This window comes from Marinobacter koreensis (assembly GCF_023156285.1).
GTDB classification, from domain to species: domain Bacteria; phylum Pseudomonadota; class Gammaproteobacteria; order Pseudomonadales; family Oleiphilaceae; genus Marinobacter; species Marinobacter koreensis.
The window spans coordinates 304,291-328,218 of record NZ_JAKZAJ010000005.1 but is presented as its reverse complement, the minus strand read 5'-3'; the positions used below and the strand labels follow the sequence as shown (position 1 = coordinate 328,218).

Genomic DNA, 23,928 nt, shown 5'->3' with positions numbered 1-23,928 from the left:
AAGCACTTCCAAAAGCGTGTTCCGATAACGACAGGGAGAACAGCATGAGTGGCAAGAAAATCCTGATGATCACCGGTGACTTCACCGAAGACTATGAAACCATGGTCCCGTTCCAGGCCCTGCAGGCCGTTGGCCATACCGTCCATGCCGTATGCCCGGACAAAAAGGCCGGAGATACGGTGGCGACCGCCATCCACGATTTCGAGGGCGACCAGACCTACACCGAAAAGCCGGGCCATCGCTTCGCGCTGAATGCCGATTTCGCGTCGACGGATCCGGCGGACTACGATGCCCTGCTGATTCCGGGTGGCCGCGCTCCGGAATACCTGCGCCTGAACGAGCAGGTCCAGAGCATGGTGCGTCATTTCTTCGAGACCGATAAACCGGTGGCCGCGATTTGTCACGGCGCGCAGATCCTCGCGGCGGCAAATGTACTCAAAGACCGCAAATGCTCGGCCTATCCGGCCTGCCAGCCAGAGGTGGAACTGGCAGGCGGCCGCTTTGCCGGAATCGATGTTGATCAGGCGGTCACCGATGGTAATCTGGTAACGGCGCCGGCATGGCCTGCCCATCCGGCCTGGCTTTCCCAGTTCTTCAAACTGCTCGATCGCTGATCGGCCAGTGCCAGCACACCTGGCGTAAGGAGGGATCTCCCGTGTGCAAGCTCTTCATCAGTGCCAGCCCGGACCTGTGGAACAGCAAGACTCATTCCTTACGGATCGATGGCATGGTGACCAGCGTCCGGATGGAAAACGCGTTCTGGCAGGTACTGGAAGAGCTGGCACACCGGGATGGCATGAACCTTCCGCAAATGATCACCCGGCTTTACCACGAATCCATCGATGCCGGGCACGATCTCGGCAACTTCACCTCGTTCCTGAGAGTCTGTGCCATGCGGTACCTGGCGCTTCAGCTCAGTGGAGACATCCCCCGCGATACCCGTGTGCCCATTGCCGCCCTGGACGCCGAACGGATTCTGGAGAAAACGCCGGATGGTGGACTGCCAATGGCCAGGACCGGCAAGTCGACACACTAGCCGAGGCCCCGCTCAGAGCCCTCCAACCGCAAGCTGAATGGCGATCACTGCCATGATAACGCCAATCAGGGCATCAATGACTCGCCAGGCCATCGGCCGTGACAGTATCGGGGCCAGGGCCGATCCCCCCCAGGCGAGTGCACCAAACCAGAGAATCGAAGCGCTGCTGGCCCCCGCGACAAAACTGGGTGCATCTTTCTGTTGAGCCCCCACGGCTGGAATCAGCAGCAGAGTGTCCAGGTACACCTGTGGATTGAGAAGGGTGACGGCCAGTGTCGTAAACAGCACACCTTTCAGGCTCCGGCGGGTGACCTCACCGGCCTCCAGAGCGGCCCGGCCACGACCGGCCCTGACCAGGGCCTGAAGCGCCAGCCAACCAAGGAAAGCCACCCCCAGCCACCGCAAGAGTGCGAGCGCCTGGGGCATGGCCATCAGCGCGGCACTGACCCCGAACATGCCCAGGGTAAAAAGGATTACATCGGAGGCCATGCACAAACCGGCAGACCACCAGTGGTGTTCCCGGCGAATGGCCTGGCTCAGTACATAGGCGTTCTGGGCTCCGATCGCGACAATAATGCCACCGCACACCACCAGTCCGGTCAGATAGCTTTCAAGCACGCTCACTCTCCTTAAAAAACTGACGCAAGCATACCCGGGCGCCGCTATACTTGAAATTCATACTCGTTATATTGCATCAGATTTACTTATGATCGATTACAAGCTGCTCGAGGCATTGGCGACCGTGGTCGAGTGCGGAGGTTTCGAGCGTGCCGGGGATTCCCTGGGGCTCAGCCAGTCCGCCATTTCCCAGAGAATCCGGACACTGGAGATCCGGCTCGGGCAACCAGTACTCGTTCGCAGCCCGGCCCTGAAGGCCACGCCCGCCGGGCAACGGCTGCTCAACCACGTGCAGCAGGTGCAGTTACTGGAGCGGGATCTGGCCAGATCTCTGCCGACCCTCGACCAACCCTCCGCCAGGCTGCGTATTGCCCTGAACGCGGACAGCCTGGCGACCTGGTGGGCGGATGCCATCGGTGAATTCTGCTGGGAAGAGGGATTGCTGCTGGACCTGGTGATTGAGGACCAGGACATCGGCCTGCGAAGGATGCGTGAGGGTGATGTCGCCGCCTGCCTGTGCAGCAGCCCCCAGGCGGTTGCCGGAGCCCGTTGCGTGCCGATCGGTTCAATGACCTATCTGCCGCTGGCAACGCCCAGGTACGTCGCGCGATTCTTTCCAGATGGTTTAAGCGAACAAGCCCTGCAGGAGGCACCAGCCATTGTTTTCGGTCCCAATGACCAGCTCCAGCATCGTTTTCTGGCCCAATGCGGTTTCCTTGGCACCTTTCCCCATCATCTTTGCCCATCCTCCGAGGGGTTTGTCAAACTGGCAACGGCCGGCATGGGCTACGGAATGATCCCGGAAATTCAGGTTAAGACTCAGCTAAAAGCAGGCACCCTCACAAGCATCGCCCCCGGTAAGCATCTGGAGGTCCAGCTATACTGGCATTTCTGGCGCCATGGCGGAGGGGCTATGGAGCGCCTGACCCGGGCATTGGTCTCCGGAAACGGTCTCGTGCCATCCTGATACGGTTTCTCCCCGGCCACCGAAAACCACAACGCCACAACACATCTGAAAGGACGATCTTTTGGACCTGACCACCCCCGCACTTCTGTTCCCCGCAATTTCCCTGCTCTTGCTGGCCTACACCAACCGGTTTCTGGTACTGGCCCAGCTGATCCGGCAACTCAAGCAAATGGACTCGGAGGAAGACCACTCCGTAATTGCGCGTCAGATCGGGATGCTGCGCAAGCGCATCGTTCTGACCAAGCGCATGCAGGCCTTCGGCGTGCTCAGTTTTTTCCTGTGCACTATGTCCATGTTCCTGCTGTTCCTCGGATTTGAAATGCCTGGCATTGTGGCATTCGGCATCAGCCTGGTCCTGTTGTCCCTGTCTCTGCTCTACTCCCTGTATGAAATCCAGATTTCCACAAACGCCATCAACGTGGAGCTGTCCAACTTCGAGGCGAGAAAGGAAGCCAGGCCGGACTGAGGGGGTCAGCGCCGACCCGGCACCTTGACGCCAAACCAGTGGGGAAAACGGAGCAGGCAGTACAGGGCGAGCATGTCGTAAAGGGCGTGCCAGAGCATGACCAGCCCGAGACTGCCTGAGAGCTGGTACCCGGTCCCCAGCACGAGGCCGAGGCCGGTCGCAACCAGGAAGTAGGTGAACGACACGTAGTGCACCAGGCCAAACAGCACGGACGCTGCAATGACAGCGGTCCAGGGGCCGGTGTGCTGGACCAGCCATCCCTGGGCCGCCCCCCGGAACAGCAGTTCCTCGCCGACACCGGCCAGCACGGACAGGGCGACCAGGACCGGCCAGGGAAAACTGCGGGCAAAGTTGTACAGCCCCTGCATCTGACGATCCAGGTTGTCGGGAAACAACCCGGGTATCTGGGTGATTAACAGCAACGCCAGGTAGGTGGCGACGGCGCCGAGCCCGCCATACAGAAGCACCTCCAGACCGCCAAGACCCTGCCACTGAACGGGAATATCAAACAGCCATATGGCGATCAGGCCCACGACACCGATACCGCCCTGAAACACCAGGGCGGCCCGGGTCGAGATGGATGAACTGCGTCTTCGGCGCATACCTTACTGGCTGAACAGGTGTTTTACCGGAAACAGGTCATCGTACTCCGGTGTCTGCTTTTGCGCCTTCGCCTGGAAGCTCTTCATCATGTCGGTCGGACGGAACATACCGGACTGCCAGGTGGCCATGTACTTGAGGCTGTCCTCCACCGAATGATCCCGGGAGAAGTGGATCATTTCCTTGCAGCCGGTGACCGCCAGCGGCGAGTTGGCGGCGATCTGCGCGGCAATGGCCATCACGCCCTCAATCATCGCTTCCTGACTGTCATAGACGGAATTGACGAATCCGAGCCGATGAGCCTCATCCGCCCCGAACTTACGGCCGGTGTAGGCCAGCTCCCTCACGACGCCTTCGGGCATGAGTTTCGGAAGACGCTGCAGGGTACCCACATCCGCGGTCATACCCAGCTCGGTTTCCTTGATGGTGAAGTAGGCATCGCTGGTGCAGTAACGGCTGTCGGCGGCACATACCAGATCCAGCGCACCACCAATGCAGCCGCCGTGAACCGCTGCGAGTACCGGCAAACGGACCCGCTCCAGGGAGGTCAGCGTATCCTGAAGCTGGAGTACGACACGACGCAGGTTCTCGGCCATGCGCCCGGGATCGCCGCTCATGGGAACGGATTTCGGATCGGTGAAGACGCCCAGATCCATGCCGGCGGAAAAATGCTTGCCAGTGGAGGAGATGACGATCACCCTCGCATCAGTGTTCGCCTCAATGTCCTGCATGCACCGGGGCAGCTCCAGCCAGAACGCCTTATTCATGGTGTTCAGGGCTTCAGGCCGGCTAAACTGCACATGGGCGATGTAGTCCTTTACCTCAACATTGAAACTCTCGTAGTGGGCTAGCTCAGACAAGACACGACTCCTTGGTTCGTTTTAACGAGTGCCCATACGTTACCCCGAAAAGGCAGCTCATGGAATTCACCTTCCTCGGAACCTCCGCCGGCACCCCGACAAAAGCCCGGAATGTGACCGGACTGGCACTGATGCACGGCAAGCCCCGGCACTGGTATCTCATTGATTGCGGCGAGGGCACTCAGCACAGGCTGCTGCATACCCGCCATTCGGTGATGAAGCTTCAGGCCATTTTCATCACCCACTGCCATGGCGATCACACGTTTGGTCTGCCGGGGCTGCTCACCAGCGCCTCCATGCTGGGCCGTTCCGAACCGCTGTTCCTGGTTGCCCCAAGGCCGGTCAGGGACTTCGTGGAAACGGCCCTGGCCAACAGTGACTCGAGTCTGAGTTACGAGCTCAAATACATCGACTCAGAAGCTCCGGAGTTCCAATGGGAAGACGAGGCCATCGCTGTCAGTGCCACGGCGCTCTCCCACCGCGTCTCGTGCCGGGCTTTCGCGTTTACCGAGAAAAATCGGGAGCGGCAACTGCTGACCGACAGACTGGAAGCCGATGGCATTGAACCGGGACCGATCTGGGGCGAGTTACAGAGGGGACGGGATGCCCTCCTCGAGGATGGACGGGTGGTTCGCAGTGACACCTACACCACGGTCACTCGACCCGCGAGGAAGATTGTCGTGGGCGGCGACAACGACACACCGGATCTGTTGAAAACGCTCTGTACCGACGCTCAGGTCCTGATTCACGAAGCCACCTATACCCAGGCCATTGCGGACAAGGTGGGACCCTGGCCCCAGCACAGCTCCGCCGCAAGCGTTGCCCGGTTTGCAGAGAATGCCGGGCTCGCCCACCTTGTACTGACCCATTTCAGTTCCCGCTACCAGTTAAGCCGGGGTGCCTACCCCAATATCGACGAGATTGAATTGGAAGCCAGAGAGCGTTACCGCGGCCAGCTGATCCTTGCCCGGGATCTCGCCACCTACCGGCTCAATCGCGATCTGACCCTTGAGGCGGTGGCATCACCACCCACTCAGGATCCTCGAACTCCCCGAGCGGAGTGATCTCCACGAACGGCGCCGCGCTGCGGATGATTTCCGTGATCCTGGGGTCCTTATGCGCTTCCATGGCGTCCCGCGCCGCCTTGCTCTCCCAGGAGGCAATTGCGATGAGTACACCCGGCTCTCCAATTTTCCGGTGGAGCTCGGTTCCCCGTGCTCCCGGGGCCTGTTGAATCAGCTCGCTGGCGCGCACCCAAGCCTCGGCATAGTCTTCCGCGGTATATCCTTCCTTGATCCGAACTTCAAAAATGAATTTCATAGACACCTCACATATGTCGCCTTTATAGGTGTACAATCCGCCGCTTTTTTGTCAAATTAAAAGACTGAAACTAGATTCAAAGAGTCCAAATTTCAGCTGCTCAGGAAGGCGGTAAACCGGTTTGCAACACGACACCAGACATCAGGATGCCCTTCTCGTCACGCCCGGACTGATACCAACCGGCTGTACGCTGCATTCGTTGACCCTAGCATCTTCAACGCTGGAATGCGTCGTCGAGAACCTGCGTTCTCCGGCCGTCGCCGACCATCTTTCAACGCACCGTGAAACCAACGCACACCTGTACCTGTTTCCCGAGGATGCAGTGGAAGGCCGTGCTGTTCGACTCCGGGGTCGCATCAAAGCGTTGTCCGGCCCGTCTTTCCGGTTCCAGCACGAATCCGACACCGACATCGCGGAGCAGACCGTCACAACCGGGACAGGGGTTCCCCGACTGAATGACGCCTCAACGATAAAGGCCACCCGATCCCTCTACCGAAAGCACTGCGACCGGCTTCTGGGGAGACTGATTCCGGAATTCGTGGAAACTGCCCTCGCAGCCATCGAAACCGAGCAGGAGGCAGCGGCCGAGCTTCGCGAAATCACCCGTCTCAAGGATATGCGTTTCATTCTGCAGAGCCGGCAGCCTCGGATCGCCGAGGATTTTGTCGGTCGGTTCCGGGCCAACACCCTGGTGCTCGAGACAAGTACTCCGGATGGCGAGGAAAGCCATCAACTCGAGCTGATACAGCAGCACGTATTCGAGGACTGGCTGGATCTGCAAATGGTGGCCAGGCGCTTTGACAAGGCTTACCAGAATGAGCTGTTCGCTCTCCATCAATTGCTGGGCCAGGTGTTCGGCGTCGATCTCGACGACCGGACCAATCCACTGTCGCCCCTGGCTCTCTGTCAGTGCCTTCAATACACCATCGACAGGCTGCGCCTCGGCGGAGACGGCCGCAGACTTCTGTATGCAGCGTTTGAGGATGCTCTGGCGGACCTGTGGCCGGCCGCGATGACCTCTCTCATTGGAGACCTCAACCGGGCCGGGTTCCGGTTTCTATCGCTCGACCAGATGCCACCAAACTGGTCACTCCGTGAATCAAGGAACGAGCAAAAAGCGCCCCCGCCATCGCAGGCACCGGAGAAGGCGCCGTCCTCTCCGGAGCAACATGCAAGGCCTGCCAACGGCATCGGCTCCGGTAGCAATGTTCTTGAACTGCTGGAAATGACTCACGATCCGGAACGGCCGCGGGGCTCTGCATCGGTCAATCCGCTGGCCTTCCAGAAAACCATCCGGGCCAGACGACAGCAACTGACCCAGCGGCTTATGGAGCCGGACAGCGGCCTGAGCAATGTTCTGGAAGAGTTGGTCAGCGACGACCCCGACCTGAAGGGCCATCTGGATCACGCAACCCGCAGCAAAGCCAGGATTGTCGATACACTGTTTGACCCGATCAGAGACCACAACGAGCTGGCACCATCAGTCCGTGAACAGCTCACACGATTGCAGGTTCCGATCTTCGAGTCCCTGCTGTCCAGCACTGACCTGCTGGATGATGAGCAGCATCCAGCCCGTGAAATGCTGAATGCACTCTCGGAACTCTGTCTGACGGACCGCGGCACCGCCAAACGGCTGGAAAGCACACTGGTCAGTATTCTTGAAGATCTGACCGATGTGAGCGACCCGGAGTCGCCGACGTTCCAGAAAGCAGAGTCCCGGCTCAAAGGGCTGGTTCACCAGCAGAACCAGTCATTTCTGCGCAATTCGGAACGTCTGGCACAAACCCTCGACGGCAAGGAGCGCCTCCGTAAAACCCGGCAAGACGTGCAGCGCCGACTGAACGAGACGCTCGGCGGAGGGCAGGTGCCGGAGGTACTGCTGAACCTTCTTGGCTCAGGCTGGGAACAGGTCATGGTCCTTTCCGCACTTCGCGATGGCCGCGACAGCCAGCACTTCCAGGCCCTGCTGGAGACCGTCGAACAGCTTCAGGACTGGCTTGCCCCCACCGAGACGCAGTCCGGGGACCACACTGTGGCCCAGGACCTCGAGAGCGGCGTCATGCTCCGATACATTGAACGGGAACTGGCAACCGGGGGCATGACGACCGGCACCCAGAGTATTCTGGCGGATCTGGAAAAACAGTTATCCGGTACGGAACCGGTGACACTGGTCCGGCTGGACCATTACGGCGGCAGTGATACGGTGCCACTGGACATCATGCCGCAGACTGCACAAGACACTCGCTGGGCTCAGAGAGCGCGGGGATTAAAGGTCGGCGACTGGGTCGAGCTGACGTCCGATGGCGGCGAGCCGCGCCGGATGCGCCTGATATGGAGCAATGAGGACGCACTGAGATTCGTTTTCCTCTCCCCGAAGGGGATGACCGAGACCGGTTATGACCTTCCCGAATTCGCTGCAAAGCTGGCGGCCGGTGAAGCCTGGCTGATTGACGAACAGCCGCCTTCATACGTGGAACAACGCCTCTTTCACATTGTTGAAGACGTCTACAAGAAACTGAACGCCCAGGTCATCCACGATGCGCTCACCGGCTGCCTGCACCGTCATGATTTCGAAAAGCGCTTGCAGCTCCTGCTCAATGCCCGGAACAACGATGCCTCACACGCCCTGATGATCGTCGACATAGACGAATTCAGCGTCATCAATGCTTCCTACGGAGCCAGTGCCGGGGACAAAACGCTCAGGAGAACCGGCAAATACCTCATAGAACGCAGCCGCAACACCAGCGGCCAGTCAGCCGTTGGCCGTATTGGCGGCAACGAGTTTGCCCTGCTCCTCGAGGACCTGTCCCTGGACGCCAGTCTCGACCTGGCAGAATCCATCCGGCGGGATTTTGAGCAGTTCGACTTCGACCATAACGACAACCGGTTCAATGCAACGGTATCCATCGCCCTGCTGCCCATCGGCGGCGACAACCTTGACGCCGGCGACCTGCTCAATCAGGGCAGCCTCACCGTTAAATCTGCCAAGCATCCGGGCGGCAACCGGATTGAAGTCGTCAGACACAGCACACCAGCAGCAGATAAAACCATGACCCGATGGGTATCCGAGATCGACCGTTCGCTGCAGGAGGGCAATCTCTATCTCCGGGCGCAACCCATCGTTCCGGTGTATAACGATCCGGCGGAGGGCCGAAAGTACGAACTGCTGCTTGGCCTGAGGGACAGCAACGGTGTTGAAATATCACCTCAGGGCTACATTGAGGCGGCGGAGCAGTTTCACCGGAGCACCAAGGTGGATCTCTGGGTGGTCAACGAGGTGCTCGCCTGGATGCGACAGAATCCGGACACACTGGAAGGCATCGACACGCTGAACGTTAACCTGTCCGGAAACTCCCTGAGCAACGACACCTTCATGCTGGGCCTGGAGTCCAGCCTGAAAGCCAATCCGGACCTGGCTGGCAAACTCTGCTTTGAGGTCACCGAAACCGCGGCCGTCGCCAATCTTCACTTCGCGGCGGATTTCATGCGTGAACTGAAGCGCCTGAACTGCCGGTTTGCCCTGGATGATTTTGGCACCGGCCTTTCCTCCTATGCCTATCTGCACAAACTGCCGGTGGACTACATCAAGATCGACGGCACCTTCATTCGGGACATCGCCTCAAATCTCACCAACTACGCGCTCGTTCGCTCCATCAACGAACTGGGGCACTTCCTGGATATCGAGACCATTGCCGAGTACGTGGAAGATATGGAAATCATGGACACGCTGCGGGAGATCCAGGTGGACTATGCCCAGGGCTTCGGGATTGCGAAACCACGACCGCTCAGGAACCTGACGCCAAAACCAACGACTTGCTGAGTCCACAGATTGTTCGAGATCAACGCAACGGCATAAAACCTTGGCAGAAGTGGCCTTCCAATGCCACGCTCAGGGTATATGCGACATATTCATGTCCTCAACCAATCAGGGAGGTAGCGAATCATGTACCAAAAGATTCTGGTACCCGTGGATTTGTCACACCTGGACAAAATGCCCAAGGCGCTCGATACCGCCATTGATATGGCCAAGCATTACGGCGCCACACTTTGCTACGTGACCGTCACCAACACACCACCCGGCGCTGCGGCACACAACCCACAAGAGCTGGCGTCTAAAATGGACGAGTTTGCCCAGGAGCAAGGCAAGGCCCACGGCATCAAAACCGAGGCCAAGGTACTGCATTCGGCGGATACCGCGGTCGAGCTGGATGACAAGCTTCTGGACGCGATCAAGGACACCGGTGCTGACCTGGTGATCATGGCCTCTCACCCGCCGGGCATCGGCGACTGGCTCCACCTGCTGCGTTCGAACGGCGCCAACATCGTCAAGCACAGCGATGTGTCGGTATTTGTCGTGCGTTAAACCGCCCCTGCCCCACGCCTGACACACGGCAGGTGTGCCAGGCGGGTCACTCAATCAGTTCAGGGACTGCAGCGGCCCGAAGAACTCATAGTGGATCTGCCGGGGAGGAATCGCCAGCTCGTTCAGATTCTGGAAACAAGCCTGCATGAACGGCTTGGGCCCCAGAAAATACACGTCCACATTACGGTCCTCCGGCAGCAGACTGGCCAGGCGATCCCTGTCGAAGAAGCCGGTTGTCTGGCCCGCATCGTCCGGCAGTGGATCGCTGTAGCAGACGGTCACCCGCAGGTTTTCGTGAGCCTTTTCCAGCTCGGCGAGCCTGTCCCGGAAAGCCTGAACCTTGCTGTTTCGGGCACCGTGCAGGAAGTGCACTTCGCGACCGCCTTCCAGCGCCGGCTCCAGCATGGCCAGAGTCGGGGTGATGCCCACTCCCCCGCTGAGCAGAACCAGTGGCCGCTCGCTGTCTTTCAATACGAAATCGCCGGCAGGCGCGGTCATCTGAACCCGGTCCCCCTCGTTCAGACGATCATGCAGGAAATTGGACGCCACACCGTCAGGCTCCCGCTTCACACTGATCCGGTAGTAAGGGCGCCCCGGACGATTCGACAGTGAGTAGTTTCGACGCACCTGCTGGCCGTCGATATCGAGCACCAGACCGATGTACTGGCCCGGCTGGAAATCCGCCACAGGGCCACCATCCTCCGGTTCAAAATAGAAGGAGACAATTTCCTCGCTCTCGGCAATCTTGCGGGCAAGCACGAACGTTCGCTCGCCACGCCAGCCGCCCTGTTTGGCTTCATTCTCCTGATAGCGCCCCTCCTCGGCCGAGATCAGAATATCCGCCAGCTGCTGGTAAGCCTCGCCCCAGGCTGCCAGCACCTCCTCGGTGGCGGCATCGCCCAGGACCTGTTTCACGGCCGCCAGCAAACACTCGCCAACGATGGGATAGTGCTCCGGCTGAATGTTCAGGGACACGTGTTTGTTGACGATCAGGGATACCGCATCGCCAAGCGCTTCAAGGCGGTCCAGGTTACGGGCATACGCAACGACCGCATTCGCCAGCGCCCGGCGCTGGGTCCCTTCCGCCTGATGAGTCTGGTTGAAGTAGGCCCTTACCTCAGGGTAGCGCTCGAACATCAACGGATAAAATACATCGGTAATGTCGTTGGCGTGGGCCTCCACGGCGGGAAGGGTGGCATCAATAATGGACCGGCTTTCGGGTGACAGCATTCGCGTCTCCTTTGAGTGATAAAAACAATGCGCCACCGGGAAGGCATGATCTATGCCATTTCCAAGTCCTTGATTTAAGTTATTTTTGAAAGTGAAGATGTTACGGTAACAACACCCTGAACCGTGTCATTTCCACAATCTTGATGTCCTTATGACAGCACATTCCTTTACCGAGATGGTCCTTGGCATTCTTGCCGACCTGTCCCGTGATATGCCCCCAAGACAACGCTACGCTCGCCTTTTACAGGCGCTGAGAGGGGCGTTTCCCTGTGATGCCGCGGCTCTGCTCCGCCTGGACGGACAGCAGCTCAGGCCTATGGCGGTGTCCGGACTCAGCGACGACACCCTCGGACGTCGCTTCGAGGTGGAGGACCATCCCCGGCTGGCCCGCATTCTGCTCAGTCGGGAGCCTGTCCGCTTTCCGGCGGATTCCGACCTACCCGATCCTTACGACGGTCTGGTGGAAAACGTTGAAGGCGCCATCCATGTGCACGACTGTCTCGGGCTCTCCCTGTACCTCGATGACGTACCCTGGGGTGTTATGACCCTGGATGCACTGCAACCCGATACCTTCAACGACCTTGATCCCATTCGCCTGCGAACCTTCATGCGGCTGGCGGAGGCAACCATCCGGATCGCCAACCTGATTGATACTCTGAAGGCCCGGGCGGAACGGGAGCAGATGGTCGCCAGAACGCTGGTAGCGGAACAGGTGAACCACGAGATGCTGGGCCGCAGCGCCGCCATCGAAACCGTTCGCCGGGAGACGCGGGTGGTTGCCGATTCCGATCTGACCGTCCTGATTACCGGTGAAACCGGAGTGGGAAAGGAACTGGTGGCACGCCAGATTCATCATCGCTCCCGGCGACATGCGAAGCCGATTGTTTACGTCAACTGCGCCGCATTGCCCGAAAATCTGGTGGAAAGCGAGCTTTTCGGCCACGCCAAAGGCGCCTTTTCGGACGCAACCTCGGACCGGGCCGGTAAATTCGAACTGGCCCATGGTGGGACGCTGTTTCTGGATGAGATCGGCGAACTGCCGATGTCTGCACAACCGAAACTTCTGCGGGCGCTACAGAGCGGAGAAATCCAGAGGGTTGGCAGCGATGCGTTCCTCCAGCTGGACGTTCGCATTATTGCCGCCACCAACCGGGATCTGAAAAAGGCGGTGGCCAACGGGCGGTTCCGGGCAGACCTTTACCACAGGCTCGGGGTTTATCCGATCGATGTCCCTCCCCTGCGGGATCGGGAACGGGATGTGCTGATCCTGGCCGGGCATTTCCTGGAACAGAACCGGCGTCGGTTCGGCCTCCAGGGCATCCGGCTATCAGCAACGGCGCAGCAGGCGCTCATGGCCTACGACTGGCCGGGCAATGTCAGGGAGCTGGAGCACCTGATCAGCCGATCGGTTCTCCGGACACGAGCCGCAGCAACCTCCCTGGATGATTCGGCGGTCCTGACGATCACCCACAGCACGCTGGATCTCGGGGCAAGTGACGGGCTTCCACCTCAAGCATCGCCACCCGCCGCCAGCCAGGGTCCGGTTATTGGCAATCTATCCCTGAGGGAAGCGACGGATCAGTTCCAGATCAGGATGATTCGCGAGGCACTGGACCGAAACGAGGGCAACCAGGCCGCCACCGCACGGTCCCTGGGTGTCGACCGGGGAAATTTCAGCCGGCTGATCAAACGGTTGGGGATTGCCCGTCAGTGAGTGGCTGGAAACGGATTTGCCCCACATCCACCACAAAAAACGGGAAGTATCGGTCGGTGCCGAAAAAGTTACCCGCTTCAACATGGTGGGGGAGCCGGAATCCTTCTACTTCCCTGAAGGCCGAAAGGTAGCCGCCAAACGGCTGCCAGCGGTACTCCCGATCCGGATTGGCATTGCTCCAGCGATCAAGCCGAACCTGAACGGGTTGACCGTCCGGAGCCACGGTGACATCCACTGACTGGGAAAGTCCCTGGTGTCGCACCGTCACCCGCGCCGTGTCGACATCCACCAGCTCCCACCGGACGTTCGGTCCGGGTAGCACGGCGGCCGGCGTCCAGAACACAGCCTCCGCCACGTAACGACCGAATGCCGACAAGGCGTGATCGTGCGTTCCACCCATTCGCGCAACCGGGATAAAGCCCATCAGCCAGAAACGGGTCCAACGATCACTGTCTGAACCGGAAATCGTCATCAAGCCACGTCGGGCCCGCATGGCCCAGACAAAACCGGTGGGCATCGCGAGAACCTGCCTGGCAGACATCGGCAGATAATCGGGCTTATCCCGGCTGCCCATCCCGAACTTTCCCGTCATGGTCAGGCGAGCTACGGTGAAAAGACGCGCCCCCGGTTTGATCGCATAATGGAAAAAGCGTCGAGCGGGCTCGGGCAGATGATCAACCAGGGCCGGATCAAAGTAAGCCGGTTCCCGGGGTTGTGTTTGTGCCATGTCGTCGACGGCTCGTTCTTCGGCCCGTCTCTCGGAATACCGCAATACCCCAAGCCCACCGAACAGGCTCAGAGCAAAGAGAAAAAGGCAGAGAAGAATAAGCTGGAGCATGACACTCCCTGTCCCGGAGCCCAGGCGTCGAAATCGTTAGAGATAGCGACCTGCGGCACCAATCACAACAACGATCAGGCCAAGCACCAGGTTAACCGCCACCAGCTTACGGATCTGGGCAACCTGGCGACCACCTTCCTGAGGATCCTGATTGGCCACGGCCTTTTTCAAGCGGTTAAAAGGCGCAAAATAGACATGGAAGAACAGCAGCATCATGACAATGCCCAGCCCCTGCATGGCGTGAATGTGCCAGCCGGCGCCAGCCATGCCGCCGAAAACATTGAAGATCATCCAGTAACCGGTCGCCAGCAACAGAACAATGGCCAGCCAGACCCATTTGAAGAACCGGGACAGGGTGTGGCACCAGAGCACCCCTCTCTGGGACGCATCGATCACTTCCACCACCGCCGGTCGCATGGCCATGTAAGCGTAAAACATACCGCCCACCCAGATCACGGCGGACAGAACGTGCAATGCGATGGCAAGGCTCATGAGGCAACTCCCAATGTTTTTTTTCAACAAGTTTGATCCGGCAGACGGCACACCCGTTCCTGTCGGAGATCGTGGATTCCGGTATGATCATTCCACAAACCGCCGTGTGTGAACAGGAACGTTATGTCTTCAGCCCTGACCTTTGCTCTCTTTTCCATCGTCCTGATCGCGGCATCCGTGTTCTACCTGTTTTTCTACCGCAACTGGCGCCGCAACCGGGAACTCGAGCAGGCATTCCCCGAACGCTGGCGCACACTCCTCAAAGAGCAGGTGCCCTATTACAGCCGGCTTCGGCCGGAACAACGTGCCCCCTTTGAACAACGGGTCCAGCTGTTCCTCTCGGAAAAGGACTTCTACGGCTGTGACGGTTTCGAGGTGGACGAACGGGTTCGTCTGACGGTCGCCGGCCACGCCTGCCTGCTCATCCTGACGCGCCCTTTCTCCTATTACGATGATATCCGGAGCATTCTGATGTATCCGGATGTGTACCGGGTCCGGCATGCCTGGGAGCATGGCATGATTGTTCACGAAAGCGAGGAAATCCGGGCCGGAGAGGCATCAAGCCATGGACAGGTGGTGCTGGCATGGAGTCAGTGCGAACAGGCGGCTAACAACCACCATAGCCCTCACAACGTGATCCTCCACGAGTTCGCCCACCAGCTGGACTATCTGGACGGATCAGCTGATGGCGCACCGCCACTGAGCGGGGAACAGGCACGGCATTGGCAACAGACCATGAGCCGGGCCTATGAGAACCTTCAGAACACCATTGAGCACCACCACAAACCCTGGCTCGACCCCTATGGCGCCACGGAACCGGCCGAGTTTTTCGCGGTGCTCACCGAAGCCTTTTTCCAGCAACCGGAACATCTGCACAGGGAACAGGCAGAGGTGTACGAGGCACTGAAAGACTACTACCGGCTTGATCCGCTCCACGCCCGCTAACGGCCGTCGCCTTTGACCCCCAGCCGGTCCAGATAGAGATGCAGATCCTCTTCACTGATGTTCACGTATTCCAGCACCCGGCCGTAGAGCATGACGGTCGGCACGTTCCGGCCCTTGAGCTCTTTCTGGGTTTCATTCAACACGTGAAGAATGATCCGCTCTGTACGAGTCAGACCGTCCCGGACATCGGGAATGGCTTCGAGCCATGCATCAAGATGGTCATCTTTCACAGGGTCAGGCGCTCCCAAGTCCAGCGGAGGATGAAGGCCCGTGCGCTTGAACCATATACTTACCCAGTTTCCCAGCGGCGCCGACGATACATACTTTCATTGTTGTGGACCTCTTTGTCCCTGACTTTCAGTTGAGACTCAACCTGTCTTCCTGCTACAACCGAATGACCATATCCGCGTCATCAAAACGCACCTTTGCCAGCCCAGCGCTGACATCCTGCGGGCTGCGATGCCCCAGAGCCACAATAGCGGAAGTCTCAAGCCCCAGCTCGGCCAGTCCCAGGACGTCGTCATAGGCAAGGCGATCGAAACCAGTCATCGGGCAGCTGTCTATCCGGAGCACAGCCGCCGCCGTCAGCAGCGTGCCGAGCGCAATATACGCCTGCTGATGCGCCCATTCCCGCTTCTCGCGGCTCGTCTTACCGGCCAGGGCCTCCTTCATGTGCCCGGCATAACCGGCGATATCGTCATAGGGCACCCCTCTGACCCGCTGGAATCGGTCGACATAGCGATCGACCGTGGCGTTCCCTATCTCCGTTTCGGCGGCCAGAACCACCAGATGAGAACAATCCAGCACTTTCTGCTGACCATACGAATGGGGCAACAGATGTTGCCGCACGGATTCCGATTCAATCACGATCAGTCGATAGGGCTGCAGTCCATAGGAAGATGCACTCTTGCGCGTTGCATCAATCAGTGTATCAACGGTTTGCCAATCGAGCTTTTCGGATGAAAATTCACGGACCGCATATCGCCAGTCCAGAGCTGCGTGTAGGTTCATAAACGATCTCCCATGGTGGAGATACCAATCTATGAGACCCGACAACACGATAAAACAGCCAGTACAGAAGGATACTTTTTCGGTTTCAGAAATAATCAGTGATCGTAGTCATTCAACGACGGCCGCTTACTCCCAATACGGTCTGTTCCCCAGATGCTCATCCAGGTGTTCCACCAGCATCCTGACTTTACTCGACTGCATCCGCCCAGGCGGGAACAATGCAAAGATGGTATAGCTTCGGGGCGGGTAATCGCTGAGCAAGGGCACCAGTACCCCGCCATCGATATCCTCTTGCACGAGGAATCGTGGTAACAACCCCACACCAAGACCACTCAACAGACTTTGGCGGATGGCCAGACTGCTGTCCGTCCGGTAATTGCCGCTCACTGTCACTGTTTCGTCGCCCAGTTCCCAAACGTTGGGCCGGTCATGGAGCGCGAACACCAAACAATTATGCCGGGCGAGATCACCCGGTGTCGCAATCTCCGGGGCATCGGCCAGGTAGTCCGGAGATGCACAGACAACGTTTCGGGACTTGCGAAGCGGCCTGGCACGCAGGCTTGAGTCCGCGAGCTGGCTACGCACCCGTATTGCAATATCGACACCCTGCTCCACCAGGTCAACCATGCGATCATTGAACTGAACGTCGATCCGGATTTTCGGGTGTTTTTGCAAAAACCCATCAATCGCCCGGGTTATGTGGGTCAGGCCAAAGGACACGGGCACGTTGATCCGGATCGTGCCCCGCAACTCCGCCTGAAGCCCTCTTGCCTCCAGCTCTGCCTCTTCCAGACCATCCAGCAGTGACTGGGTACGCTCCAGAAACGCCACACCTGCATCGGTCAGATTCATTCGTCGCGTGGTCCGGTTGATCAACCGGGTTTCAATGTCTCGCTCCAGAAATGCGATGTGTTTGCTGACGGTCGCAGCGGTAATCTCAAGATCGTCCGCAGCCCGGGTAAAACTCCCCAGCTCTGCGACTCGCCGAAAGATCCTCATGGCAACCAGCTTGTCGGTAGCCAACGTCCTCTCCTGATTCATTCCAATTCGGAATCAGTATTGTTCGATCCCATTCAATTATCAATTCTGTCGCCTCATGCACACTTTTACGCAGACCCTTTGTAACCGATGCATCGGAGGCCAATGCCCATGACCCGATTTCCCCCCGGACTCGTCCTATCTCCCGGCACCACGCTATGGTGCCTGCTACTGGCCAACGGATTCCTGATCGCGCTGATGCTGGCACTTTCAAAGACCGCCACAGCACAGGGCATGCCTCCGATCACCTACGCGTTCTGGCAGACACTGATTGCCGGGTTGCTCCTGCTTGGCCGAAGCCACTCACTCCGGCCGATGGTCCATAAACCACTGGTCATCTATTTTCTGATCAGCGGCCTCACCGGAATTGCCCTACCGAATGTCATCGCCTTCTATCTGGTGAACAGGTTGGGCACCGGCTTCACCGGCATCATGTATGCCCTTCCACCGATATTCACGTTCGTGATGTCAATTGCGATAGGACTGGAAAAGAACAATTGGCGGAGGCTGACAGGTTTGACCATTGCGGTCCTTGCCTGTGCGTGGATCATCATTCAGCGCCATTCAGGAATGAGCGAATCACCGGTCTACTGGTATGCGCTCGGTCTGCTGATACCGTTAGCGCTGTCGATTGGCAACGTCTACCGTTCCGTGGCGTGGCCGGCACACACCTCACCGATAACACTCGCCGCCGGAACTCTGCTCACCTGTGCGGTGATACTGGGCGTGTATGCAAAAAGCGCTCAAACGCCACTTCTGTCGGCGGAATTTGACCGGGATCTGTGGAAAGTGGTTGTTCTACAGGGGGGAGTGACCGCGTTGGCCTATCTCTGCGCCTTTGAAATACAGAAACGGGCCACGCCTGTTTTCTTCAGCCAGCTCGGCAGCGTGGCCGCGATATTCGGCCTGATTATCGGCGTTGTCTGGTTCCGGGAAGATTACGCTGCAACCATCTGGCTAGGCGTTCTGGTCGTCTTTGCTGGCTTACGCCTCGCCAACAAAGCCCCGATCCGTGCCGAAGCAGACACTGGCTCGTTGTCCCGCCCTAATCCCGCGGAGAAAGGCCGTCAGTCCTCCCATTCCTGAGTGCCGCCCCGTTGCCTGAGCAACCAATAACTGACGCCCAGGGCCAGCGTGGTGGCCGCGATCCCGATCAGATACATGGGAGTGAGCGTGTTGAAGTCGAGAACAATGACCTTCCGCGCGATAGCCATCAGCGCGGTGGCAACCACCAGCTGGACCGGAAAAATATTCGTACCCAGGTACAGGCGGATATTGATGAAAATCTCCACAGCAATCAGCACCGCCATAAACGCGCCGAAAGTGTAGAAAATATCGTTGATGTTCAGCAGGAAATGAGGTGGCGTCAGGAGGCGTTCATAGATGATATAGATGACATCCCCCACGCCCCAGAGAATGACCGCCACCATCAGAACCGCGAGAACCCGAATGGCAAAGCGGATGACGTGATGCAGTCCCCGGAAAAACGGATCCGGGAAATCAATCGGCAACTCCTGGTGCAACTCATGCTTATCCTCCGAAGAACCTGAAGCCGCTGGCTCGCTGTCATTCTTCTCTGGCATTGGCTCCTCCCATTGAGCTGCCGATCCTGGCGGCCGGATCAGGCCTTTTTGACGAACTCCGATTTCAGCTTCATAGCACCAATCCCATCGATCTTGCAATCAATGTCGTGATCACCCTCGACCAGGCGAATGTTCTTTACCTTGGTGCCAACCTTCACCACCGAGCTGGAGCCCTTTACCTTCAGGTCCTTGATGACAGTGACCGAATCACCGTCCTGCAGTTCATTGCCATTGGCATCGCGAATCACCTTGCCCGCCTCGGCCTCTGTCTGTTCGGCCTCGGACCACTCGTGCCCGCATTCAGGACAGATCAACTGCACACCGTCTTCATAGGTGTACTCGGAATTGCACTCGGGGCAGGGAGGAAGCTGCGACATTATCATTTCCTGTTAATTAGATGGAAACGGGATTATACCAGAATCCCGACCCACCGGTTCCATCAGGGCCCCGGCGTGATCCGCGCCAGCACCGACGGCTCATCCGACAACGGCAAGGCCAGGATCACGCCTTCATTCGACGATGGATAGATACCGGCCAACGCGGTGATATTCACCTGATGCGACACCAGAACCACCGGCAACCCCGGACCCAAAGCGTTCACCTGCTCAACCGTCTCCCGAGTCTGGGCCAATCGGTCGCCACGATTCTGGAAAAAGGAATTCAGCGACGGCATGTCCGAAACCGCCCCCACATCCATCTCCGAGGCCGTATCCCGCGTGCGGCACCACTGGCTGGTATACACCCGCGCCTCTTCAATTCCGTGTTCTGCCAGGAACGGCTTCCAGGACCGCGCCTGCTCCCGACCGGTTTCGTTCAGGTTTCGTTGGGTGCTGCAGTCATTCAATGTGAAATTGGCGGGATCGCCGGTTCCGGGAGCCAGAGCATGCCGGAGGATGAGTATGGCCTCGCCGTCCCGCAGTGCCTGCCAGGCGACAGCATTACCATCGCTGGCCGCGACCTTCACGGCAATCGCGACGCCAATAATGCTGAGAGTAAGGCCAAGAACCAGTTTCCTGATCATTATAATGTGCCCCCTCCTTCAGTTGCGGAGTTATCTTGAGGTTTAAGGCGGCTCTGGGGTGAGCCTCCCTGCTCCGACCATCGCAGGCTACAGAGAAATACGCGGCTGACGACTAACAGGCTCAATCGGAGAACGGTTAAACTCTAGGTAGCTGAAATCAAAACTGAAGGAACACCAAATGCCTATCTGGGTCGACGCCGATGCCTGCCCCGTCCCCATCCGGGAAATCCTCTGCCGCGCCGCCACCCGCTGGCAAATCCAGACCACCTTCATCGCCAACCACGCCATTAACCTCCCACCCAGCCCCTACATCAGCCGCTGGCAGGTCCCCCACGGTTTCGATGTCGCCGACAACGAAATCATGGACCAGATGAGCAAAGGTGATCTTGTGATTACCCAGGACATTCCACTGGCCGCCGAAGCCATTGAAAAAGGCGCCGACGTCTTCAACCCCCGGGGCCAGGCCTTCACAAAAGAAAATATTCGCCAGCGTCTGGCAATGCGCAACTTCATGGAAGAAATGCGCAGCGCGGGGCAGGTCACCGGTGGGCCGGCCCCCTTCAGCCAGGGAGATCGAAAGGAGTTCGCCGACCAGCTCGACCGCTGGCTACAGCGAAACACCCGGCCCGGCCGGTGACCCGGGGATCCGGCACTGATCGAAAATCGTCCTCGCGCATCAGCGCGACACAACCATGAGAGCTTCCGGCTGCTATGCTGATTATCGGGGTAGATCCCCGGCGGGAGGTTTCCATGAATATGTTTCGAAAGCTGGCAATGTACAGCGGTGCCCTGCTCATATCTTTCGGGGCGCAAGCCGATCAGTCGTTTTCGTCGGACGAGGCGGATTTTCAGCTTGAAACCGTGGCGACAGGTCTCGCTCACCCCTGGAGCCTGGCCTTTCTGCCCAATGGCGACATACTGGTCACGGAACGAGCGGGCCGGCTTCGGCGGATTCGCGATGGTGTGCTGGATCCGGCACCGCTGACGGGCCTGCCGGATCTGGTGGTCTCAGGCCAGGGAGGTCTGCTGGACATCGTGTTGCACCCGGAGTTCGCCAACAATCAGACCCTGTTTCTGAGTTACGCCCACCGATCGGGGGAAGGCATGACCACATGGGTAGCCCGTGCCAGGCTCGGTGATCGTGGCCTGACCAACGTAACGGTCATTTTCGAAGCCCTGCCCCGCGCAGGCACTTCCCACCACTTTGCCGGGAGGATGGCGTTTGATCGGAAGGGCCTTCTATACATCGCGGTTGGCGACCGGGGAACCCGTGACCGGGCCCAGGACCTCGCTGACGACGCCGGCGGTGTCCACCGAATAACCATTAACGGCCAACCCGCGCCCGGGAATCCATTCCTGGCTCGCGACGACGCCAGGCCGACTCTGTTTACCTATGGCAACCGCAATATCCAGGGTATGACGATTCACCCGGCCACAGGCGACATCTGGACCCACGAACATGGTCCGAGGGGTGGCGACGAGATCAACATACTCCGTGCCGGCACCAACTATGGCTGGCCTGAAATCACCTACGGCATCGACTATTCCGGCGTACCCATCACGCCCTATACCCACAAGGAAGGCATGGCCCAGCCACTGCATTACTGGGTACCTTCCATTGCACCCTCGGGCATGGCGTTCTATACCGGAACGTCGTTTCCGCAATGGCAGGGGGATCTGTTCGTGGGAGCGCTCAAAGCGCGCAAGCTGGTCAGGCTCGAGTTGGCGCAAGGCCGTGTCACCGAAGAGGAAGACCTGCTGACAGAACTCGGGGAGCGCATCCGGGACGTGCGAATGGGGCCGGACGGTGGACTCTGGCTACTGACCGATTCACCCGACGGCAAGGTATATCGCATCCTGCCGGAGGGCTGATTTCAGTGCGGATCGTTGGTTCTGTCCGTCTTCTCGTATTGGGGTATGCTATCGGTGATCTCGAACCAGTCCGACTTGGACCCGACGAAGGCATGTTGCGCCGGCGCTTTACCCAGCGGCTCGTTAATCACACCGACCCGTAACCGGAGAATGCCCGGGATCGCGTCCACCCGGCTATAGAGTTGGCTGCCACAGCGGGAGCAGAATGCACGGTATTTGCCGGGACGTGATTCGAATTCGGTGATCCGTTCCTCGCCAGAGAGAAACCGGAGACGGATGCGCTGGACCGGCGCACTGGCGGAAAAGGCGCTGCCATGTGCCCGTCGACACTGGCTGCAGTGACACAGAGCAATCGGTCCCAGCGGACCATCGTATTCAAAGGAGACATCGCCACAGAGGCACTGGCCGGTCAGCATGGGTTTCAGCCCCGAATTTCTGGATTCATCATAATCATTCAGGCGCGATGATACCGGCGGGGCCCTTGAAGAACCAGTGCCACACCATCACGTTCTTATCTACACATTGATTGCAGGAGGAGAGCATGTCGTTCACCACGCTTCCGAAAATCGGTATGGGCACGTTCCGGCTCAAGGGCAATGATGCCCGCGATGCCGTCAAGAGTGCCCTGTCGCTGGGCTATCGCCATATTGATACCGCACAGATGTACGACAACGAGGCCGCCGTCGGTGATGGCATCACATCCAGCGGCATTCCGCGCCGGGAGATTTTTCTGACCACCAAGATCTGGCACGACAAGCTCCATGCCAGCGATCTGATCAACAGCCTCCAGGGCAGTCTTGACCGCCTAAAAACCGATCATGTGGACCTGGCTCTGATTCACTGGCCTTCGCCAGGCGATGAAGTGCCCATGGAAGAATACCTGGGCGCGTTGAAAGACGCCCAGCGGGAAGGGCTCGCGGAGCACATCGGCATCTCGAACTTCACTTGCGCCCAGATGGACGAGGCAAAACGCATACTCGGTGACGCCAGCATCTTCACCAACCAGGTGGAGGTTCACCCGTTCCTCGCCAACCGGAAGGTTGTGGACCACGCCCGGAAACTGGGCATCACGGTGACCGGCTACATGCCCCTGGCGGTCGGCAAGGTCATGGAAGACGAAACCCTGCAACGCATTGCGGAGAACCACAATGCCACCCCCGCCCAGATTGCCATTGCCTGGGTTGCCTCGCGGGGTATTGTGCCAATACCGTCGTCCACTCGTCCGGCCCACCAGAAGGCAAATCTGGACGCACTGGAGATCGAGTTGAGCGGCGAAGACATCAAGGCAATCGACGCTCTGGATCGGGGCGAACGGATTGCAGACCCCGGCTTTGCACCGGACTGGGACTGACTCGCAACGCTACGACGAGAAGAAACAGCGTCGCCAATGGAAAACCCAGGAGCCAGTAGGTGCCCAGAGACCAGTATGTGAGGGCACTGAACAGGCTCCAGGCAAGAGGCACCAGCAACAGAAACCAGCGCAGCAGTAACGGTTGACGGGCAAACAGCAGCACCGTAGCCGCAACCGTTACTCCTGGCGCCATGCCGAACAGCGCCAGCGCCCTGACGTCCCCCGATTGCAGCACAGCCAGCCAGGGCAACACCAGGATGACCAACCATCCGGCCACCGCCAGCGGTAAACCCAGCGGAATGGGAAGCGCCCTTCCCCGGAGCATCAACAGCAGCAATCCCTCGATCACAAAGGCCCAGCCAAACCAGGTCGCAGGCGTGTTCACAGGGCCGTAATAGCGCACCATGAACAGATAACCGCAGCCAATCCAGGCCAGGCCCGCCAGCGCCATGGCCAGCCGTCTTGGCCATTCGGCGACTTTACAGCCCAGCCACGGCAGCAATAGCCCGGCCACCAACCACAATGACTGCCACGGCCAGACCGCTTCGTTGATCCGGATGAACAGCCTGAGCAATACCTCAGGGCCGAACATGACAAAGTCCT

General features: G+C 58.9%; 28 protein-coding genes. 13 read left to right on the top strand and 15 right to left on the bottom strand.

Annotation, left to right across the window (positions count from 1 at the left end):
* The first annotated feature begins 44 nt into the window (after positions 1 to 44).
* Both MLD04_RS15315 and MLD04_RS15310 read left to right on the top strand, forming a co-directional pair.
* The gene (locus MLD04_RS15315) at positions 45 to 614 is read left to right on the top strand and encodes a DJ-1/PfpI family protein (RefSeq protein WP_008937505.1); all 570 of its coding nucleotides are present in this window, start codon (positions 45 to 47) and stop codon (positions 612 to 614) included.
* Between the two features lie 41 nt (positions 615 to 655).
* A complete protein-coding gene (locus MLD04_RS15310; RefSeq protein ID WP_248160311.1) occupies positions 656 to 1,036 on the top strand; it encodes a ribbon-helix-helix domain-containing protein in 381 nt (126 codons plus the stop codon).
* A gap of 12 nt (positions 1,037 to 1,048) precedes the next feature.
* On the opposite strand, the gene MLD04_RS15305 is transcribed toward MLD04_RS15310, so the two are convergent.
* Positions 1,049 to 1,654, bottom strand: a complete 606-nt coding sequence (locus MLD04_RS15305; RefSeq protein WP_248160309.1) for a LysE/ArgO family amino acid transporter — start codon at positions 1,652 to 1,654, stop codon at positions 1,049 to 1,051.
* Between the two features lie 88 nt (positions 1,655 to 1,742).
* On the opposite strand from MLD04_RS15305, the gene MLD04_RS15300 reads away from it, so the two are divergent.
* Positions 1,743 to 2,621 carry a LysR family transcriptional regulator ArgP gene (locus MLD04_RS15300; RefSeq protein WP_248160307.1) on the top strand — a complete coding sequence of 293 codons (879 nt, stop codon included), beginning with the start codon at positions 1,743 to 1,745 and terminating at the stop codon, positions 2,619 to 2,621.
* A 61-nt stretch (positions 2,622 to 2,682) separates the two neighbouring features.
* Positions 2,683 to 3,087 carry a DUF2721 domain-containing protein gene (locus tag MLD04_RS15295; protein WP_248160305.1) on the top strand — a complete coding sequence of 135 codons (405 nt, stop codon included), beginning with the start codon at positions 2,683 to 2,685 and terminating at the stop codon, positions 3,085 to 3,087.
* Between the two features lie 5 nt (positions 3,088 to 3,092).
* Here MLD04_RS15295 and MLD04_RS15290 read toward each other — a convergent pair whose 3' ends face one another.
* Positions 3,093 to 3,689 (bottom strand): CPBP family intramembrane glutamic endopeptidase, encoded by a 597-nt coding sequence (locus MLD04_RS15290; protein ID WP_248160303.1) that lies wholly within the window; start codon positions 3,687 to 3,689, stop codon positions 3,093 to 3,095.
* A 3-nt stretch (positions 3,690 to 3,692) separates the two neighbouring features.
* The gene (locus tag MLD04_RS15285; protein WP_248160301.1) at positions 3,693 to 4,547 is read right to left on the bottom strand and encodes a crotonase/enoyl-CoA hydratase family protein; all 855 of its coding nucleotides are present in this window, start codon (positions 4,545 to 4,547) and stop codon (positions 3,693 to 3,695) included.
* A 59-nt stretch (positions 4,548 to 4,606) separates the two neighbouring features.
* Here MLD04_RS15285 and MLD04_RS15280 point away from each other — a divergent pair, with 59 nt between their 5' ends.
* Positions 4,607 to 5,611: a ribonuclease Z gene (locus tag MLD04_RS15280; RefSeq protein WP_248160300.1), complete on the top strand. Its 1,005-nt coding sequence runs from the start codon at positions 4,607 to 4,609 to the stop codon at positions 5,609 to 5,611.
* Here MLD04_RS15280 and MLD04_RS15275 read toward each other — a convergent pair.
* The gene (locus MLD04_RS15275; RefSeq protein WP_248160298.1) at positions 5,538 to 5,867 is read right to left on the bottom strand and encodes an antibiotic biosynthesis monooxygenase family protein; all 330 of its coding nucleotides are present in this window, start codon (positions 5,865 to 5,867) and stop codon (positions 5,538 to 5,540) included. The two genes, MLD04_RS15280 and MLD04_RS15275, sit on opposite strands and share 74 nt — an antisense overlap.
* A gap of 121 nt (positions 5,868 to 5,988) precedes the next feature.
* Here MLD04_RS15275 and MLD04_RS15270 point away from each other — a divergent pair, with 121 nt between their 5' ends.
* Both MLD04_RS15270 and MLD04_RS15265 read left to right on the top strand, forming a co-directional pair.
* Positions 5,989 to 9,687: a DUF1631 family protein gene (locus MLD04_RS15270; RefSeq protein ID WP_248160296.1), complete on the top strand. Its 3,699-nt coding sequence runs from the start codon at positions 5,989 to 5,991 to the stop codon at positions 9,685 to 9,687.
* 123 nt (positions 9,688 to 9,810) lie between these two features.
* Positions 9,811 to 10,230 (top strand): universal stress protein, encoded by a 420-nt coding sequence (locus tag MLD04_RS15265; protein WP_248160294.1) that lies wholly within the window; start codon positions 9,811 to 9,813, stop codon positions 10,228 to 10,230.
* Positions 10,231 to 10,284: 54 nt separating this feature from the next.
* On the opposite strand, the gene hmpA is transcribed toward MLD04_RS15265, so the two are convergent.
* A complete protein-coding gene (gene hmpA, locus MLD04_RS15260) occupies positions 10,285 to 11,460 on the bottom strand; it encodes an NO-inducible flavohemoprotein (protein WP_248160292.1) in 1,176 nt (391 codons plus the stop codon).
* A gap of 151 nt (positions 11,461 to 11,611) precedes the next feature.
* Here hmpA and norR point away from each other — a divergent pair, with 151 nt between their 5' ends.
* Positions 11,612 to 13,174 (top strand): nitric oxide reductase transcriptional regulator NorR, encoded by a 1,563-nt coding sequence (norR, locus tag MLD04_RS15255; protein ID WP_248160290.1) that lies wholly within the window; start codon positions 11,612 to 11,614, stop codon positions 13,172 to 13,174.
* On the opposite strand, the gene MLD04_RS15250 is transcribed toward norR, so the two are convergent.
* Together MLD04_RS15250 and MLD04_RS15245 are read right to left on the bottom strand one after the other, a co-directional pair.
* Complete coding sequence (locus MLD04_RS15250; RefSeq protein ID WP_248160283.1) at positions 13,146 to 14,012, bottom strand: DUF6544 family protein; 867 nt, start codon at positions 14,010 to 14,012, stop codon at positions 13,146 to 13,148. The genes norR and MLD04_RS15250 overlap by 29 nt on opposite strands.
* A gap of 36 nt (positions 14,013 to 14,048) precedes the next feature.
* A complete protein-coding gene (locus MLD04_RS15245; protein ID WP_248160281.1) occupies positions 14,049 to 14,504 on the bottom strand; it encodes a CopD family protein in 456 nt (151 codons plus the stop codon).
* A gap of 123 nt (positions 14,505 to 14,627) precedes the next feature.
* Here MLD04_RS15245 and MLD04_RS15240 point away from each other — a divergent pair, with 123 nt between their 5' ends.
* The gene (locus tag MLD04_RS15240; protein ID WP_248160279.1) at positions 14,628 to 15,449 is read left to right on the top strand and encodes a M90 family metallopeptidase; all 822 of its coding nucleotides are present in this window, start codon (positions 14,628 to 14,630) and stop codon (positions 15,447 to 15,449) included.
* On the opposite strand, the gene MLD04_RS15235 is transcribed toward MLD04_RS15240, so the two are convergent.
* The 3 genes from MLD04_RS15235 to MLD04_RS15225 all read right to left on the bottom strand — a co-directional run bounded on the left by MLD04_RS15235 (position 15,446) and on the right by MLD04_RS15225 (position 17,483).
* A complete protein-coding gene (locus tag MLD04_RS15235; protein WP_248160278.1) occupies positions 15,446 to 15,679 on the bottom strand; it encodes a hypothetical protein in 234 nt (77 codons plus the stop codon). The genes MLD04_RS15240 and MLD04_RS15235 overlap by 4 nt on opposite strands.
* 154 nt (positions 15,680 to 15,833) lie before the next feature.
* Positions 15,834 to 16,460 (bottom strand): NAD(P)H-dependent oxidoreductase, encoded by a 627-nt coding sequence (locus tag MLD04_RS15230; RefSeq protein ID WP_248160276.1) that lies wholly within the window; start codon positions 16,458 to 16,460, stop codon positions 15,834 to 15,836.
* A gap of 126 nt (positions 16,461 to 16,586) precedes the next feature.
* Positions 16,587 to 17,483, bottom strand: a complete 897-nt coding sequence (locus MLD04_RS15225) for a LysR family transcriptional regulator (RefSeq protein WP_248160274.1) — start codon at positions 17,481 to 17,483, stop codon at positions 16,587 to 16,589.
* A 126-nt stretch (positions 17,484 to 17,609) separates the two neighbouring features.
* On the opposite strand from MLD04_RS15225, the gene MLD04_RS15220 reads away from it, so the two are divergent.
* Positions 17,610 to 18,584: a DMT family transporter gene (locus tag MLD04_RS15220; protein WP_248160272.1), complete on the top strand. Its 975-nt coding sequence runs from the start codon at positions 17,610 to 17,612 to the stop codon at positions 18,582 to 18,584.
* Here the strand turns inward: MLD04_RS15220 and MLD04_RS15215 are convergent.
* From MLD04_RS15215 to MLD04_RS15205, 3 genes are all read right to left on the bottom strand, one after another.
* Positions 18,566 to 19,081, bottom strand: coding sequence for a phosphate-starvation-inducible PsiE family protein (locus MLD04_RS15215; protein WP_248160270.1), 516 nt, complete (start codon positions 19,079 to 19,081; stop codon positions 18,566 to 18,568). The genes MLD04_RS15220 and MLD04_RS15215 overlap by 19 nt on opposite strands.
* Positions 19,082 to 19,119: 38 nt before the next feature.
* Positions 19,120 to 19,458: a zinc ribbon domain-containing protein YjdM gene (locus MLD04_RS15210; protein ID WP_248160268.1), complete on the bottom strand. Its 339-nt coding sequence runs from the start codon at positions 19,456 to 19,458 to the stop codon at positions 19,120 to 19,122.
* Positions 19,459 to 19,520: 62 nt separating this feature from the next.
* Positions 19,521 to 20,102: a histidine phosphatase family protein gene (locus tag MLD04_RS15205; RefSeq protein WP_248160259.1), complete on the bottom strand. Its 582-nt coding sequence runs from the start codon at positions 20,100 to 20,102 to the stop codon at positions 19,521 to 19,523.
* 178 nt (positions 20,103 to 20,280) lie between these two features.
* On the opposite strand from MLD04_RS15205, the gene MLD04_RS15200 reads away from it, so the two are divergent.
* Together MLD04_RS15200 and MLD04_RS15195 are read left to right on the top strand one after the other, a co-directional pair.
* Positions 20,281 to 20,739 (top strand): YaiI/YqxD family protein, encoded by a 459-nt coding sequence (locus MLD04_RS15200; RefSeq protein WP_248160257.1) that lies wholly within the window; start codon positions 20,281 to 20,283, stop codon positions 20,737 to 20,739.
* A 119-nt stretch (positions 20,740 to 20,858) separates the two neighbouring features.
* Entirely contained in the window at positions 20,859 to 21,974 is a 1,116-nt protein-coding gene (locus tag MLD04_RS15195) for a PQQ-dependent sugar dehydrogenase (protein WP_248160354.1), read from the top strand.
* A gap of 2 nt (positions 21,975 to 21,976) precedes the next feature.
* Here MLD04_RS15195 and MLD04_RS15190 read toward each other — a convergent pair whose 3' ends face one another.
* Positions 21,977 to 22,390 carry a GFA family protein gene (locus tag MLD04_RS15190; protein WP_248160255.1) on the bottom strand — a complete coding sequence of 138 codons (414 nt, stop codon included), beginning with the start codon at positions 22,388 to 22,390 and terminating at the stop codon, positions 21,977 to 21,979.
* Positions 22,391 to 22,515: 125 nt separating this feature from the next.
* On the opposite strand from MLD04_RS15190, the gene dkgB reads away from it, so the two are divergent.
* Entirely contained in the window at positions 22,516 to 23,325 is an 810-nt protein-coding gene (gene dkgB / locus MLD04_RS15185) for a 2,5-didehydrogluconate reductase DkgB (RefSeq protein WP_248160253.1), read from the top strand.
* On the opposite strand, the gene MLD04_RS15180 is transcribed toward dkgB, so the two are convergent.
* Positions 23,255 to 23,917, bottom strand: a complete 663-nt coding sequence (locus MLD04_RS15180; protein ID WP_248160251.1) for a hypothetical protein — start codon at positions 23,915 to 23,917, stop codon at positions 23,255 to 23,257. The genes dkgB and MLD04_RS15180 overlap by 71 nt on opposite strands.
* Positions 23,918 to 23,928 lie beyond the last annotated feature (11 nt).